12 protein-coding genes are annotated in these 15,708 nt (G+C 70.3%); 6 read left to right on the forward strand and 6 right to left on the reverse strand.

Going from position 1 to position 15,708, the window contains the following annotated elements; genetic code table 11:
- The first annotated feature begins 167 nt into the window (after positions 1-167).
- From ACAM26_RS06490 to rapA, 4 genes are all read left to right on the forward strand, one after another.
- Positions 168-1,172, forward strand: coding sequence for an efflux RND transporter periplasmic adaptor subunit (locus ACAM26_RS06490; protein ID WP_369613314.1), 1,005 nt, complete (start codon positions 168-170; stop codon positions 1,170-1,172).
- Between the two features lie 7 nt (positions 1,173-1,179).
- Complete coding sequence (locus tag ACAM26_RS06495) at positions 1,180-4,662, forward strand: efflux RND transporter permease subunit (protein WP_369613315.1); 3,483 nt, start codon at positions 1,180-1,182, stop codon at positions 4,660-4,662.
- 218 nt (positions 4,663-4,880) lie between these two features.
- On the forward strand, positions 4,881-6,725 hold the full coding sequence (locus ACAM26_RS06500) for a methyl-accepting chemotaxis protein (protein WP_123142211.1): 1,845 nt from the start codon (positions 4,881-4,883) through the stop codon (positions 6,723-6,725).
- A gap of 207 nt (positions 6,726-6,932) precedes the next feature.
- On the forward strand, positions 6,933-9,716 hold the full coding sequence (rapA, locus tag ACAM26_RS06505) for an RNA polymerase-associated protein RapA (protein WP_369613316.1): 2,784 nt from the start codon (positions 6,933-6,935) through the stop codon (positions 9,714-9,716).
- Here the strand turns inward: rapA and ACAM26_RS06510 are convergent.
- From ACAM26_RS06510 to ACAM26_RS06520, 3 genes are read right to left on the reverse strand one after another with little or no spacing between them, the layout of a single operon-like run.
- Positions 9,713-10,207, reverse strand: a complete 495-nt coding sequence (locus ACAM26_RS06510; RefSeq protein ID WP_369613317.1) for a Slp family lipoprotein — start codon at positions 10,205-10,207, stop codon at positions 9,713-9,715. The two genes, rapA and ACAM26_RS06510, sit on opposite strands and share 4 nt — an antisense overlap.
- Before the next feature lie 26 nt (positions 10,208-10,233).
- Positions 10,234-10,803, reverse strand: coding sequence for a Slp family lipoprotein (locus ACAM26_RS06515; RefSeq protein WP_369613318.1), 570 nt, complete (start codon positions 10,801-10,803; stop codon positions 10,234-10,236).
- Entirely contained in the window at positions 10,766-10,972 is a 207-nt protein-coding gene (locus ACAM26_RS06520) for a Trm112 family protein (protein WP_005222694.1), read from the reverse strand. Before ACAM26_RS06520 ends, ACAM26_RS06515 begins: the two co-directional genes overlap by 38 nt.
- 690 nt (positions 10,973-11,662) lie before the next feature.
- Here ACAM26_RS06520 and ACAM26_RS06525 point away from each other — a divergent pair.
- Together ACAM26_RS06525 and ACAM26_RS06530 are read left to right on the forward strand one after the other, a co-directional pair.
- Positions 11,663-13,231: an alpha/beta hydrolase gene (locus tag ACAM26_RS06525; RefSeq protein ID WP_369613319.1), complete on the forward strand. Its 1,569-nt coding sequence runs from the start codon at positions 11,663-11,665 to the stop codon at positions 13,229-13,231.
- A 374-nt stretch (positions 13,232-13,605) separates the two neighbouring features.
- Positions 13,606-14,052, forward strand: coding sequence for a hypothetical protein (locus tag ACAM26_RS06530; RefSeq protein WP_123140177.1), 447 nt, complete (start codon positions 13,606-13,608; stop codon positions 14,050-14,052).
- A gap of 10 nt (positions 14,053-14,062) precedes the next feature.
- On the opposite strand, the gene nifM is transcribed toward ACAM26_RS06530, so the two are convergent.
- Genes nifM through nifW form a run of 3 tightly spaced genes read right to left on the reverse strand, consistent with a single transcriptional unit; the run spans position 14,063 to position 15,697 of the window.
- Complete coding sequence (gene nifM / locus ACAM26_RS06535) at positions 14,063-14,911, reverse strand: nitrogen fixation protein NifM (RefSeq protein ID WP_369613320.1); 849 nt, start codon at positions 14,909-14,911, stop codon at positions 14,063-14,065.
- On the reverse strand, positions 14,908-15,375 hold the full coding sequence (locus tag ACAM26_RS06540; RefSeq protein WP_123140114.1) for a nitrogen fixation protein NifZ: 468 nt from the start codon (positions 15,373-15,375) through the stop codon (positions 14,908-14,910). Before ACAM26_RS06540 ends, nifM begins: the two co-directional genes overlap by 4 nt.
- Entirely contained in the window at positions 15,359-15,697 is a 339-nt protein-coding gene (gene nifW, locus ACAM26_RS06545) for a nitrogenase-stabilizing/protective protein NifW (RefSeq protein ID WP_123140115.1), read from the reverse strand. Before nifW ends, ACAM26_RS06540 begins: the two co-directional genes overlap by 17 nt.
- Positions 15,698-15,708: the final 11 nt, after the last annotated feature.

Here is a 15,708-nt window from a genome sequence, read left to right on the forward strand (position 1 = left end):
GTCCGGCACGCACGCCATGCTACACGCCCCTCCCGACCCTGTCCCGGATCCGGTCTATGCTTTGGGGGGATCGTCACGTCGGTGTCGGTCGATTCCGTGATAAGGGCACGAGCCCCTTGCTGAGACGGTCGTCGGTCGTCACGGCAGGGGCGGGACAGGGATGCTTAATGATGCTGCGGATGTTCATCACTGGGGTACTGTTGCTGCTGCCGGAACTGGTCGGCGCCGAGTCGCCCCTGCCGGTGACCACGGTCGAGCTGGGGGCGGTGCTGGTGCATCCGGTGCGCGAGGCGCCGGCCGAGGCGGTGGCACTCAACGACACCCGGCTCGGTGCCGAGATCAACGGGGTGATCGCCGCGATCGATGTGGCCGTCGGCGATCGGGTCGAGCGCGGTCAGGTCCTCGCCCGGGTCGACTGCACCCCGCACCGCATCGAGGTCGCCCGCGCCCGCGCCGCGCTCGATGCCGGGCGTGCCACCCTGGAGTTCAGCGAGCTGCAGCTCGACAACGCGCGCCGGCTCTCGGAGCGACGCAGCATCTCGCAGGAGGAACTCGACAAGCGCGAGGCCGACGCGCGCACCCGCAAGGCCGAACTCGACCGGCTCCAGGCCGCGCTCGACGCCGCCGAGTACACCGCCTCCAAGTGCACCATCGCCGCGCCACTCAATGCGGTGGTGATCGAGCGCATCGCCAGCGTCGGCGACTATGCGGTGCCCGGTACCCAGATCCTGCGTCTGCTCGACGACGAGAACGTGGAGGTCAGCGCCAAGGTCCAGGAGCAGGATCTCGACGGTCTGGAGGCCGCTGCCGAGATGCGCTTCGCCGGTCGGTTGCGCGACCATCCGGTGCGGCTGCGCACCGTGCTGCCGCTCCTCGAGCGGCGGCTGCGTACCTACGAGGTCCGGCTGCGCTTCGCCGCCGAACCGGCGCCACCGGGTGCCACCGGGCGGTTGCGCTGGCGGGTCGGCGGCGGGCGCATCCCCGCCGATCTGTTGGTGCAGCGCGATGGCGGTCTCGGGGTGTTCGTGCTCGCCGACGGCCACGCACGCTTCCTGCCGCTGCCCGAGGCGCGTGCGGGCCACCCGGCGGCCACCAGTCTGACACCGGCCACCCGGCTGATCGTCGACGGGCGCTTCCGGGTCGAGGACGGTCAGGCGGTGAGGGTGGATTGAGACGGCCATGTTCGCGCTGCTGATCCGCAACCACGTCCTCACCAACCTGACCTTTCTGCTGGTGGTGGTGCTCGGCGCCATCGCCTATCTGCAGCTGCCGCGCGAGCAGGACCCGAGCGTCAACTTCAATTGGGTGACGGTGCGGGTGATCTGGCCCGGGGCCTCGGCCGAGGACGTCGAGACCCGGGTGACCGAACCGCTGGAGGAGGGCATCGAGCGGGTCGACGACACCAAGTTCGTCAGCAGCAACAGCCGCCAGGGGATCGCCTCGATCCTGGTGCGCTTCGAGGACATCGGTCCCGCGGCCTTCGACAAGCGCATGGACGACCTCAGGCGCGAGATCCAGAGCCAGCTGCGCGAGCTGCCGGCCGATGCGCGCCAGCCCGAGATCGTTGAGGTCAGTAGCGCCAACGCCTTCCCCACCGCCACCCTGGCGCTGGTCGGGCGCGCCGCCGACGAGCAGCTGCGCCGCTCAGCGGTGCAGGTGCGCAAGGACCTGCAGCGGATGTCCGGGGTCGACCGGGTCGAAAGCATCGGTCAGACCGACCCCGAGCTGCAGGTCGACTTCTCCCCCGAGCACCTGGTCGGGCTCGGCGTCTCGCCGGTCGATCTCGCCGATACCGTCACCGCCTATTTTCGCGATCTCGCCGCCGGCAGTATCTCGCTGGGCGATCAGCAGTGGTTCGTGCGCGTGGTCGGTACCAGCGACGATCCGCGCTATCTCGAGGACCTGCCGATCGTCACCGCCTTGGGTGAGTTGCCGCTGCGCTCGGTGGCCGAGATCGTGCGCGGTCATGACGAGCCCGACGAACTGGTGCGCTACGGCGGGCATCCGGCGGTGTTGCTGTCGGTGTTCAAGGCCGACCAGGTCAACAACATCGAGCTGCTCGCGCGCATCCGCGACTACATGGACGGGGCCAACGCCGGGTTCGCCACCCTGGGCCTGGAGTTGGTGCTGCTCGAGGATCAGACCCTGGCCACCCAGCACGCGGTGCGGGTGATGGAGCGCAACGCCCTGGTCGGGCTGGCGCTGGTGCTGGTGATGGTGTGGCTGTTTCTCGGCCTGCGGGTGGCGGTGCTCACCAGCATCGGCATCCCCTTCGTGCTTGGCGGGGTGTTCATCCTGCTCGCGTTGTTCGGCCAGACGCTCAACTCGACCACCCTGCTGGCGGTGGTGATCAGCCTGGGGATGCTGGTCGACGATGCGGTGGTGGTGGTCGAGGCGATCTACTACAAGCTGCGCGAGGGCTACGAGGGGGTGGCCGCGGCCGTTGCCGGGTTGCAGGAGGTGGCGGTGCCGGTGGGCTCGGCGGTGCTCACCACCATCGCCGCCTTCCTGCCGTTGATGCTGATTCCCGGGGTGCTCGGCGATTACATGAAGTTCGTCCCGGCGGTGGTCACCCTGGCGCTGTTGATCAGCCTGGTCGAGGCCTACTGGATGCTGCCGAGCCATATGCTCGAGGCGCGCGTCGACCCCGCTCATCCCGGCAAGGTGCAACGCGCCCGGTTGCGCGCCACCGACTGGTTGCGGCGGCGCTTCGCGCGGGCGCTGGTGCGTTTCCTCGGGCTGCGCTGGTGGATCGCGCCGCTCGGTGCGGTGCTGCTCGGCGGTGCGGTGGCGATGGTCGCCGGCGGGCTGGTGCGGGTCGACTATTTCGCCACCGATCTCTATCGGCTGTTCTACATCAACGTCGAGATGCCGCCCGGCACCAAGGTCGAGAAGACCCTCGCCACCCTCGAGACGATCGAGCAGCGGGTGCGCGCCGAGCTGCGTGAGGGCGAGGCGCGGGCGCTGATCAGCTATGCCGGGCAGCGCTTCACCGAGACCGAGCCGATGTTCGGCGAGGAGAAGGGGCAGGTGTTCGTCAGCCTCGAACCGGCCGCGCCCGGACGGCGCGGGGTCGAGGCGCTGATCTCGGCGGTGCGCGCGGCGGTCGAGGCGGTGCCGGGACCGCTCGAGGTCTCCTTCCTGCGGCGCAAGATCGGGCCGCCGACGCTCAAGGCGATCAACGTCAAGGTGCGTGGCGACGACGTCGCCGAGCTGCGCGCGGCCAGCGCCGAGATCAAGCGCTTCCTCGCCGCCACCCCGGGGGTGGTCGACATCAGCGACGACGACACCCGCGGGCGCATGGAGCTGGAGGTGCGTCTCGACCCCGATGCCATCGTTCGCGCCGGGTTGAGCCCGGCCGAGGTGGTGCGGATGGTGCGCCTCTATGCCGACGGCGAGGTGGTGGCGAGCATGCAGCACCAGGGCGAGCGGCTCGAGGTGCGGGTGCGCGGCGCGCCGCGCGCGCTGCTCGACACCCGCTCCTTCCTCGATCATCCGGTGGGGCTGCCCGACGGCAGCGAGATCGCCCTCGGCAAGCTGCTGCGGGTCGAGACCCAGCGCACCACCAGTAACATCCGTCACTACGATTTCCGGCGCGCGATCACCGTCGAGGCCGACATCGACAGCACCCGGACCGACACCGTCAGCGCCAATCTCGCCATCCGCGCCTTTTGGGCCGAGACCCGTGATCGCTACCCCGGCGTCGACATCGATCTCACCGGGCAGAACGACGACATCGAGGAGAGTCTCAATGCCATCCTGGTGCTGTTCGTCGTCGGTCTCGGGCTGATCTATCTCATCCTCGGCGCCCAGTTCGTCAGCTACCGCCAGCCGCTGCTGGTGCTCGCCACCGTGCCGATGGCCTTCATCGGCGTGGTGGTGGGACTGTTCGCCAGCGCCAATCCGCTGAGCCTCTACACCCTCTACGGGGTGGTGGCGCTGGCCGGGATCGCGGCCAACGACTGTATCGTGCTGATCAGCACCGCCAACCGCTATCTCGCCAACGGGCTGGGGGTGGCGCGCGCCGTCGTTGCCGCCGCGCGCCGCCGGGTGGTGCCGATCATCATCACCTCGCTGACCACCATCGCCGGGCTGGTGTCGCTGGCCACCGGGCTCGCCGGCGAGTCGTTGATGTGGGGGCCGGTGGCCACCGCGATCGTCTGGGGGCTCGGCTTCTCGACCCTGCTGACGCTGTTCTTCATCCCCGCGCTCTATCTCGTCTTCACCCGCCCGCCGCCCTCGCCGCTGCAGCGCCTGGCACTGCTGCCGCTGCTCGTCGAGGGCGAGCCCGGGCCCTGGGCGCGGTGGTCGGAGCGGCTCGGTGGCGGGGCCCGCCGCGCGCGCGTCGCGGCCGCGCGCATCCCCGACCTGGAGTGGCGCGAGCGCTATCGCGCCGCGGTCGCCGCGGTCGACGCCGGCGAGCTGGAGCCGGCGATCCGCGAGCTGCAGTGGCTTGCCGACCAGGCCCCGGAGTCGACCCTGTTCGCCTCCGCGCTGGTGCAGGCGCTGTTGCTCTATCTCCACCGTCTGGGTGGCGATGCCGGTTATGTCGAGCGCGCCCGGCGTTATCTCGCGCGTGCTCGCCGGCTCGACCCCCAGGCCCGTCACCTGCTCGAACTCGAACGCGTGCTGCGCGGTTTCGAGACCGAGAGCGCGGCCTGAGCGGTCATCATCCATGCTCGGATAGCCTATACTCTTTGGTGTATGACCCGATTGAAGCGGCTGCGTGCTGTTGACGCCGAAGGGGGTGCGCGACGGTGCAATCGAAGGGTCTCGAGCGGCGCATGTGCCCTCGGCGACCCGACCGGGCAAGCGGGCTGGGCGCGCTCCCCCTGCCACCGAGCGCGATGATGCATGATCTCCTGGTGAGGAGCCGTAGTATGCGCATTCGTCTCAAGCTCATCGCCCTGGCCGTCGTCGTCTTGCTGGCGTTGACGACGGTGCTGGGCGCCACCTGGTGGGCCTGGCAGCGGGCCGCCTCGCTCGACGAGTCGAAGGAGCAGTTGCTCGAACTCGCGCTCGAACTGACCGGTCTCGAACGCGAGGCCCGTCTCTTCATCGACCAACTCGATCCGGCCTCCATCGATCGCTTCCAGGCGCGAGCGCAATCGCTCGTGCGTTTGCGTGCCGCGCTGCGCGCGCGGCTCGATCGGCAGGGGCTCGGAGGGGAGGTCCTGGAGCCCTTTACCGGCGCGTTCGACCAGGCCACCGACGCCTTCGAACGCCTGGTGGCGACCTACCGCGAGGTCGGGCTGGATCCACGCTCGGGGCTCTACGGCAGTCTGCGCGAGGCGGTGCATCAGGCCGAGGCGGCGGTCGAGGCGCTGGGGCGTGACGATCTGCTGGTCGGCATCCTCCAGCTCAGGCGCAACGAGAAAGACTTCATGCTGCGCGACGTGCGCGACTATGTCGCCCGTTTCGAGGACAACCATGCCCGGCTGCTCGCCGACCTGGGGGGCGCGGAGACGACGACCCGTGCCGCCCTGGAGCGTTACCGGCGTGATTTCCTCGCCCTGGTCGAGGGGCGCGAGCGGATCGGACTCGCGCCCGACGCCGGGCTGCGCGGTACCTTCGAGACGCGACTCGCCGAGAGCCAGAGTCGGCTCACCAGGGTCGTCGATGAGGTCGACGCGTTGCTGGGGGGGGCGCGCCAGCGCACCGCGCTCGCCCTGATCGGGCTTGTGACGACGGTCTCCGTGCTGGTGGTGGCGCTGGTGTTGGGACTGGCCCGCCAGCTCGATCGAGGCCTCGGGCACAGCGCCCGGGTGATGCAGCGGATTGCCGAACAGCGCGATCTCACCCAGACCATCGCCCTCGCCGGGCGTGACGAGCTGGCGCAGATGGGGCGTTATTTCGACGCCATGATCCAGCTGCTGCGCGAGTTGCTCCAGCAGGGCGGGGAGGCGAGCGCCGCGCTGCGCGGGGCGACCGCGACGCTCAGCGAGAGTTCGGCGAGCACCATCGCCGGGCTGCGCACCCAGCGCGCCGAGACCGAGCAGGTGGCCAGCGCGGTCACCGAGATGGCCGCCACCATCGAGGAGATCGCGCGCAATACCGACGCCACCGCGGAGCAGGCACGCGAGGCCAGCGGCAATGCCCAGGCCGGGCAGCGAGCGGTCGGTGAGACGGTGGCGCGGATCGAGGCGCTCACCGAGCGGCTCGCCGAGTCGGCGCGAATCGGTGCGACCCTGGTCGAGCACGCCGAGCAGGTCGACTCGGTGCTGGCGGTGATCGGCGCCATCGCCGAGCAGACCAATCTGCTCGCGCTCAACGCCGCGATCGAGGCGGCGCGCGCCGGCGAGGCCGGGCGCGGTTTCGCGGTGGTCGCCGACGAGGTGCGCGCGCTCGCCGATCGCACCCAGGGCTCGACCCGCGAGATCGGCGAGACGCTCGAACGGGTGCGTGCCGAGGCGCGCGCGATGATGGGCGAGATGGATGCCAGTCTGGAGCAGGGGCGAGGGAGCGTCGCCAAGGCCCGCGAGGCCGGTGAGCTGCTCGAACGCATCGCCGTGGAGATGGAGCGGATGCTCGACATGACCACCCAGATCGCCACCGCCGTGGAGCAGCAGAGTCAGGTCGGTCGCGCGCTCGATGCCAACCTGGTGACCATCCGCGACCTCACCGAGGAGACCGCCGCGCGCGCCGAGGACGACGCCCGCACCGCCGGGCAGGTCGCCGCCCAGGCCGAGGTCCTGGCGCGCAACATCGCGCGCTTCGAGACGTGAGGCGGCAGCGGTCAGCAGGCGGCAGCGGTCAGCCGCCAGTCGCCAGTCGCCAGCCGCCGGTCGTCAGCCACCGGTCGCCGGCCGGACTATGCTAGCCACTGGCGGCTGATCGCTGGATGCTGGTGGCCGAGCGCGTTTTCGCCCCTGGGGTTGCCGGGTGCGTCGGTGTAGCATAGCGCGCTTTTCTCCGACGACTTTGAATCGAGCATGATGGATGATTTCGTACCCGGCCAGCGCTGGCTGAGCGAGACCCAGGGTGAACTGGGTCTGGGCATCGTCTCCACCGTTGACGCGCGTTGCGTGCAGATCGCCTTTCCTGCGGTGGGCGAGACGCGGCTCTATGCGCGCCAGAGCGCGCCCCTGGTCCGGGTCGAACTCGCCCCCGGTGAGCGGATCCGCGACCGTGCCGGGCGCGAGTTGGTGGTGGTCGATACCCGCACCCAGGGTGGACTGATCAACTATGTCTGCGAGGACTGTGAGGGGGCGCGCTGCGAGCTGCCCGAACTCGAACTCGACGACCGCCAGCGCTTCAACCGGCCGCAGCAGCGGCTGCTCGCCGGGCGCATCGACAGCGACCGCTGGTTCAGTCTGCGCTATCAGACCTGGCTGCGCGGACAGCGCGAGGCCGACTCCGAGGTATTCGGTCTGCTCGGCGCACGGGTCGCGCCGGTGCCGCACCAGCTCCATATCGCCGCCGAGGTCGCCGAGCGCGAGGCCCCGCGGGTGTTGCTCGCCGACGAGGTGGGGTTGGGCAAGACCATCGAGGCGGGCCTGATCCTGCACCGCATGTTGCTCACCGGGCGTGCGCGTCGGGTGCTGGTGGTGACCCCGGAGCCACTGCTCAACCAGTGGCTGGTGGAGATGCGTCGACGCTTCAACCTGCGCTTCGCGCTGTTCGACCGCGCGCGCTTCGACGCCATCGAGGAGGACAACCCCTTCCATGCCGAACAGCAGGTGCTCTGCAGCCTCGATCTGATCGCCGGGGAACCCGATGCCGCGCGTGCGGTGCTCGACGGGCAGTGGGACCTGCTGGTGGTCGACGAGGCCCACCACCTGACCTGGGACGAGGAAGACGCGAGCCTCGAGTACGAGCTGATCGCCGCGCTCGCCGAGATCACCCCCGCGGTGCTGCTGCTCACCGCCACCCCCGAGCAGCTCGGGCGGGCCGGGCACTTCGCGCGGCTGCGGCTGCTCGACCCGGCGCGCTTCCACGACTATGCCAGCTTCCAGGCCGAGGAGGCCGAGTACGCGCCGGTCGCCGAGCTGGCCGCGCGGTTGCTCGACGAGGCCCCGCTCGAGCCGGACCAGGCGGCGCTGCTCGCCGGGCTGGTCGGTGACACCGAAGGGGTCGATCGCGCCGAGCTGATCGAGCGTCTGGTCGACCGTCACGGCACCGGGCGGGTGCTGTTTCGCAACACCCGCGCGGCGATCGAAGGCTTCCCCGCGCGCGAGCTGATCCCGCACCCCCTGCCCGAGCCCCCGGCCTTCGCCGCGATCCCGGGCACCGGCGCGCGGCTCAACCCGGAGCGTGGCTTCGGGCCCGACTGGGAGACACACGACCCCAGGGTGGACTGGCTGATCGAGACCCTGCGCGCGCAGCGCCCGGCCAAGGTGTTGCTGATCTGCGCCGATGCCGCGACCGTGCTGACCCTGCGCGAGGCCCTGCAGCGACGCGCCGGGATCCATGCCGCGGTGTTCCACGAGGGCATGTCGATCGTCGAGCGTGATCGCGCCGCGGCCTATTTCGCCGCTGCCGACGAGGACGGCACCCAGCTGCTGATGTGTTCGGAGATCGGCAGCGAGGGGCGCAACTTCCAGTTCGTCCATCATCTGGTGCTGTTCGATCTGCCGCTCGAGCCCGATCTGCTCGAGCAGCGTATCGGTCGGCTCGATCGTATCGGTCAGACCGAGACCATCCGCATCCACGTCCCCTATCTCGCCGGCGGTCCGGGCGAGACCCTGTATCGCTGGTATGCCGAGGGGCTGGGTGCCTTCGAGCAGCCGCGACCGGCGGCCACCACGGTGTTCGAGTCGCTCTCCGATCAACTGCTCCAGGTCCTGCGCGACCCCGAGGACCTGCCGGCACTGATCGACGCGGCGCGCGCGCGCAGCACGGCGCTGGAGCAGGATCTGGCCGGTGGTCGCGATCGCCTGCTCGAGCTGCACTCGCACCGTCCCGAGCGCTCCGCCGCGCTGGTCGAGGCGATCGAGTCCGAGGACGGCGGTCGCGAGGTGGCCGACTACATCGGCCGTTTCTGGGATGCCTTCGGGGTCGAGTACGAGCCCGGCAGCGGTGGCTCGGTGATCGTGCGCCCGGGGCAGAAGATGCTCCAGGAGCACTTCCCCAGGCTCGACGCCGAGGGGCTGACCGCCACCTTCGATCGCACCGACGCGCTCGCCCACGAGGATCGCGAGTTTCTCACCTGGGAGCACCCGATGGTGCGCGAGGCGATGGAGCTGCTGTGCGACTCCGATCTCGGCACCTCGGCGGTGACGCTGATGCGCGACTCGCGCTTCGAGCGCACCACCATGCTGCTCGAGGTGCTCTATGTCGCCGAGTGCGTGGCGCCGCGCGAGTTCGATGTCGGGCGCTTCCTGCCGCCGACCCCGTTGCGCCTGCTGATCGACCCCGAGGGCAATGATCTGGCCGATACGCTCGCCCACGACACCCTCGTCGGCGAGTGCCTCACCCGCAACATCAAGCTCGCGCGCTCGGTGATCAAGTCGCAGACCCCGAGACTGGCGGCGATGCTGCTGCGCGCCGAGACGCTGGCCCAGCAGGCGTGCGAGCGTCTCGAGGTGGCGGCGCGGGCGCGGATGCGCGAGGGTCTCGATGGCGAACTGGCGCGGCTTGCCGCGCTCGCCGAGGTCAACCCCAATGTGCGTGCCGATGAGCTCGAGGGGCTGGCGGCGCGGCGCGCGCAGCTCGAGCGCTATCTCGGCAAGACCCACCTGCGACTCGACGCGGTGCGGGTGGTGGTGATCGCCTAGAAGCCGATACCGATACCGATGCCGCCGCCGACCCCGTGGAAGCCGCCACTGCCGATGCCGATACTGATCCAGGGACGGGTCACCGGCCGGCTGGCGGGGCGCTGCGCGTCGGCTGTCGGCCAGAGTTGTAGCGATGCCTGATCGAGCCGTGGCGGGTCGTCCGTGACCAGGGTGACCCGTCCGGAGGCGGTGAGCGTCTGCCCCGGACGATATTCGGCCGGATCGAGGAACCCCGGTCGACGGATCAGGAAGTGCCCGCGCGCGGGGAGGCTGGTGCGTGGACGACCGCAATCGTCGAGCGGGTGGGCCTCGACCATCAGCTCGGTGGTGGTGGCGAGGTTGCGGGTGCTGAGCAACACGCCGCCCCAGCTTACCACCGTGCCCTGATCGCTGGCGCGTGCCGTCTGTGGGGCGAGCGCGGTGTCGCCGACGGGGTGATGACAGTGCTCGGGCGTCCCGGCGCAACCCTGTAGCAGCAAGCTCCCGAGCAAGAGCCCCGCAGATCTCCCGAGGCGCATCACCACGGACCGTACCAAGGGCCTCGCCAGGGGCCGTACCAAGGGTAGGGCGCATAGACACCGGCGGGATAGCGCGGCACCGGGATCGGCTCCGGCCACAGGTGCGACTGCTCGACCGCGACCACCGGGTAGCGATAGGGATAGTCGCCGACCGGGCGGGTACGGGGCGGCAGCAGGATGCCGACGACGGTCAGGGTGCGCTCCTCGGGATAGCCTGCAGGGTCGACGAAGCCCGGGAACTCGGCGAGGAAGCGTCCTTGGCCGGGGGTGTCCGGGTTGGGTTCGCCGCTGCTGTCGAGTGCTCGGGCGAGCAGCTCGATGGTCGTGTGCTCCGCGTGGTTGTGCACCGCGAGGATGGTGCCGCCCCAGCGGACCCGCTCGCCGAGATGGGCCGTCGGGGCCTGCTGTGCCGCGGCCGGGGTGGTGGCCACCCCGGTGGCGTGGCGGATGGCCTCGGGCACACCGTTGGCGCAGCCGGCGAGCCATAGCGGCAGGCCGAGCGCGAGGATGGCGCCGAGCCGGCGGGCCGGTTCAGCCCGCCTTGGCTTCGCGGTAGGTGTCGAGTTCATCGGCGGAGAGCCTGCGTGCCTCGTCCTCGAGCATCACCGGGATGTCGTCGCGGATCGGGTAGGCGAGCTGGGCCGAGACCGAGATCAGCTCGTTGCGCGCCTTGTCGAAGATGAGTGGACCCTTGGTCACCGGGCATACCAGGATATCGAGCAGTTTCTTGTCGAGCATTCTGTTCTCCTCAGCAATGGATGGGGGCTGGCCGCGCCGCTGCCCCAGGTTGGGCTGAGTTTACCCGCCCGACGGTTGCGCTGGCGAGCGCGCCGGGCGGACGGGGACGAGCGTCGCAGGGCGTGATCGGGTTGCAGGGGGCGACTGGCGGGTCGCCAGCTACCAGCCACCAGCCACCAGTCGCCAGTCGCCAGCTACCAGCTACCAGCCACCAGTCGCCAGTCGCCAGTCGCCAGTCGCCAGCCGCCAGCTACCAGCTACCAGCCACCAGTCGCCAGCCACCAGTCGCCAGCCGCCAGCCACCAGCCGCCAGTCGCCAGCCACCAGTCGCCAGTCGCCAGTCGCCAGTGGGTAGGCGCTCTCGACAACAGCACGGCGTGCCATCAGCCGTCGCGCACGTCCTTGACGTCCGTGCTTGAGGACAGGCGGCCACCGGCCGGCTGATCGCTGGCAACCTGAACACCTCTTTGCGTTCTTTGCGGCTTGGCGGTTCAATCCGCTGGCCGCTGGCCGCTGGCCGCTGGCCGCTGGCCGCTGGCCGCTGGCCGCTGGCCGCTGGCCGCTGGCCGCTGGCCGCTGGCGGTGGAGATCGCGCCCGGCGTCGTCTTAGAATGCCTCTCCAATGTGTTCGTCCCGGGACTTCGGGTGTCGGGGCGGCCCCTGCAACCACTGGGATCCTCCGCATCGCCCATGTCCATGCCATCGCTTGCCCGTTGTCGGGGGCGCTGTCTGCTGCGCCTGCTCGTCGCCGTCATCGCCCTGGTCGCCATCCTCGGTTCACTGTGGCGGCTGCATGCGGCCAGCGCCGGGGTCGAGATCAGCACCCAGCGCATCGACGGGGTGCCGCTGACCCTGTACCGGCCCGCCGGGGTCGAGCGCGCCCCGGCGGTGGTGATCGCCCACGGCTTCGCCGGCTCGCAGCGGATGATGCAGCCCTATGCCCTGACCCTGGCGCGTAACGGCTATGTCGCCGTCACCTTCGACTTCGCCGGTCACGGGCGCAACCCGGCGCCCTTCGTCGCCTCGCTCGAGGATCAGCAGCGGCGTCTCGCGATCCTCACCGCGGGGCTCACCCCGGCGGTGGCGCTCGCCCTCGAACACGCCGACCCGAGCGGGCGGGTGGCGCTGCTCGGTCATTCGATGGCCGGTGACGTGCTCGCGCGCCATGCCGCGGCCCACCCCGAGACGGTGGTGGCGAGCGTGCTGCTCTCGCCCTATCTCTCGCCCGAGACCGAGGTGGCGCCGATCCGCAACCTGTTGCTGGTCTACGGCGCGCTCGAACCCGAGATGCTCCACGCGCAGGGACTCGAGCGGCTTGCGGCGGTGCTCGACACCGAGGTGGCGCCGGGCGAGGTCTACGGCGCGCCGGAGACGGGCGACGGGCGCGGGCTGATGTTGGTCGAGGGCGCCGAGCACATCGGTGTGCTCTATGCCGAGGGAGGCCAGCGCCTGGCGCTCGACTGGCTCGATCGCAGCTTCGGCCATGTCAGCCAGGGCGGTGTCGATCGGCGCGGCGGCGCGCTGGCGCTGCTCTTTCTCGGGCTGGTGGCGCTCGCCTGGCCGCTGGCGGCGCTGCTGCCGCGTGCGGCCGCGACGCCGCGCGGCGCCGGGCTCGGCTGGCGGCGGCTGTGGCCGGTTGCGGTGGCCCCCGCGATCCTGACCCCGCTGCTGCTGTGGCCGCTGCCCACCGGCTGGCTGCCGATCCTGCTCGGTGATTATCTGTCGCTGCACTTCGGGCTCTACGGGCTGCTCACCCTAGCCGGGTTGTGGTGGGTGCGTCGGCGCGGCGGGTGCGGCGAGACGCCCGCGTTGCCGCCGGTCGACTGGTCGCGGCTGGCGTTGGCCACGCTCGCGGTGATGCTCTACTTCGGGGTGGCGCTGACCCTGCCGGTCGATCGCTTCGTCACCACCCTGGTGCCCGACGCCCACCGTCTGCCGCTGGTGCTGGCGATCCTCTGTGGCACCGCGCTCTATTTCGCTGCCGACGAGTGGGTGACCCGGGGACAGGGCGCCGGGCGCGGCGCCTATGCCGCGACCAAACTGCTGTTTCTGCTGTCGCTGGCGCTGGCCGTGGCGCTCAACCTCGCCGAGCTGTTCTTCCTGGTGATCATCATCCCGGCGATCCTGGTCTTCTTCCTGGTCTACGGGCTACTGAGCGGCTGGGTCTATCGTCGCGTCAACCATCCGCTCGCCGGCGCCCTGGCCAACGCCCTGGCCTTCGCCTCGGCGGTGGCGGTGACCTTCCCGGTCGTGGGGTGAGGGGGCAGCCACCAGCCGCCAGCCGCCAGTCATCAGCCGCCAGTCATCAGCCGCCAGTCATCAGCCGTCGCGCAGGTGTCTGGCGAGGGGAGGCCGCCACTGGTGGCTGGCGGCTGACCGCTGGAGGCTCTTCCCCCCTTTGCGCCCTTGGCGCCTTTGTGGTTCAAACTTTCGCTGGCCGCTGGCCGCTGGCCGCTGGCCGCTGGCCGCTGGCCGCTGTTACGCGCTTCGCACCTCGGTCGCTCTGGATGTAGACTGACCGAACGCCGGCGGACAGGATGATGAGCCGCGCCCCCACACAAACGCGGCCACGCCGGTTGTCTGTTCACGACAACGATCGCGCTTACCACCAATCGAGCCGGAGGAGCATGGCCATGGTCGCGTTTGCCCAACTGCATGCCCAGAACCACAAGATCATCGAGCTCTCGAACGTCTTTCTGTATCTGGTGCGAGAGCGTTCGATGTGTGACACCGAGGTCGCCTGCGATCTCTTCTTCGATCTCACCACGCGCATCCGCGAGCATATGGAGCTGGTCGATCGCGAACTCTGCGGTCGGCTCATCGCCCGCCCCGAGCAGCAGGTGAAGAACACCGCCAACCGCTTCCTCTCGGGCTCGATCGAGATCAAGCGCATCTTCGCCGCCTATGTGAAGCAATGGTGTTCGCAGCAGCGTCACAGCCTCACCATCGGCGATCATGCCGCCTTCCTCCAGGACACCGAGCAGATGATGGCGCTGGTGATGGACCGTATCCAACGCGAGACCGAGCACCTCTATCCGCTGATCCGTCAGGTCCAGGGCAACGACAAGGAAGTGGCCTGAGCCAACCGACTCAGGCCACCGCGCCGGCTTCATGCAGCGCGGCGATCCAGTCGCGCTGGCGTCGCCGCGCGGCCTGCTCGCCGAGCTGCGCGCGCAGCCGTTCGCGGACCGCGTCGAGCGGGATCGTCTCGGCCGGGTGGATACGCTCGCAGCGCAGCAGGTGCAGGCCCAGCGGGCTCTCGACCACGGTGCTGATCTCACCGCGGGCGAGCGCGAACAGCGCGGCGTCGAGTGCGGGGTAGAGCTGGCCGGCAGTCAGGGTGCCGAGCCGACCCTCCTCGAGCGCGGTCGGGCACTCCGAGTGACGCTTGGCGAGCGCGCCGAAGGCATCCGGGTCGGCGGTGAGCCGCTCGGCCAGCACCGCGATGCGCGCGCGCGCAGTCTCGGGGCGGTTCTCCGCGTAATCGGGGTTGATGGTGATGAGCAGGTGGCGGGCCTCGCGACGCTCGGGCTGGACGAAGCGCTCGCGGTGGCGCTGATAGAAGGCGGCCAACTCGTCCTCGCTCGGTGCCGGGGCCTGGGCGCCGATGCGACGCAGCACGGCGTCGAAGCGCAGCTCGCGCTCCAGGGCGCGGCGCAGCGCGGCGACATCCAGTCCGCCATCGGCGAGCGCCGCCTCGAAGGCGACCTCATCCTCGTAGCGCTCGAGCAGCTCGGCAAGGCTCGCGTCGAGCTGTTGGTCGGTGATCTGCGTGGCCGCCGCCTCGGCGGTGGCGAGCACCAGTGCCTCGAGCTGCTGACTGCGCTTGGCCAGACGCTCGGCCTCGGCGCGCTGGACGGCGTCGAGCTGGGTCGGTGGACACTGGAAGCGACTGGCCGAGGCGCGGATCAGGTGGTAGGGGTCGATGCGCGCCTTCATCCGGCCTCCTGGGGTTCGGGTTGGTCTTCGGGTTGGTCCAGCGCCGACTCGGGCACCAGCAGCGGCGTACGCCCGGCGAACAACACCTGATAGCACACCCCCTGCGGGTGATCGCGCTCGACCCGCAGCACCTCGCCGACCTCCCCGGGCTCGACCAGTACCTCGCCGCGCAGCGCCAGTCGGCGGGCGGCGGCGACCCGCTCGCGCGCCTCGAAGCGGCTCGGGGTCCAGGGCGCGTCGGCCGCCTGCAGCTCCTCCTCGCGACAGCCGACCACGCGGCCCTCTTCGATGAAGTGCACCGCGTAGATGATCTGGTCCTGGAGGAAGGTACCGACGTCACGCACGTGGCCGACGGCGCCGCGACGTACCAGCAGATCGCCGCGCGCGCCCTCGGGGAAGGTGCCGTCGTTGCGCAGGTTGCGGATCACCCGCACCGCATCGCCGAACTCAAAGTTGGGGCGCATGGTCACCTCCCGCCGGGTCGAGTTGGAGATCGACCCGCACGCCGCTGCGCGGTCCGTGCAGATGGAAGACCCGGAACACGCGCTCGGTGCGCGCGTCGGACGCGACGAAGTCGTGATAGGCGCGGGTGAGCAGCTCGGCGCGCCGCCGGTGACGAGCCTCGGCCTGTTCGGGCAGGGGCTCGGCGTCGGCCAGATAGTCGTGGAAGCGCTGCAGGATGTGCAGCCGGTTGACCCGGACCACGGCCGGGTCGTAGTCGATCTCGAAGTGCTCGAGGAAGTCCTCGGCGCTGACCAGGTCGTGCAGGTCGCTGTCGTCGTTCATCGGCGGCTCCG

Origin of the sequence: Marichromatium sp. PS1 (genome assembly GCF_041155115.1) — a bacterium.
Taxonomy (GTDB): Bacteria; Pseudomonadota; Gammaproteobacteria; order Chromatiales; family Chromatiaceae; genus Marichromatium; species Marichromatium gracile.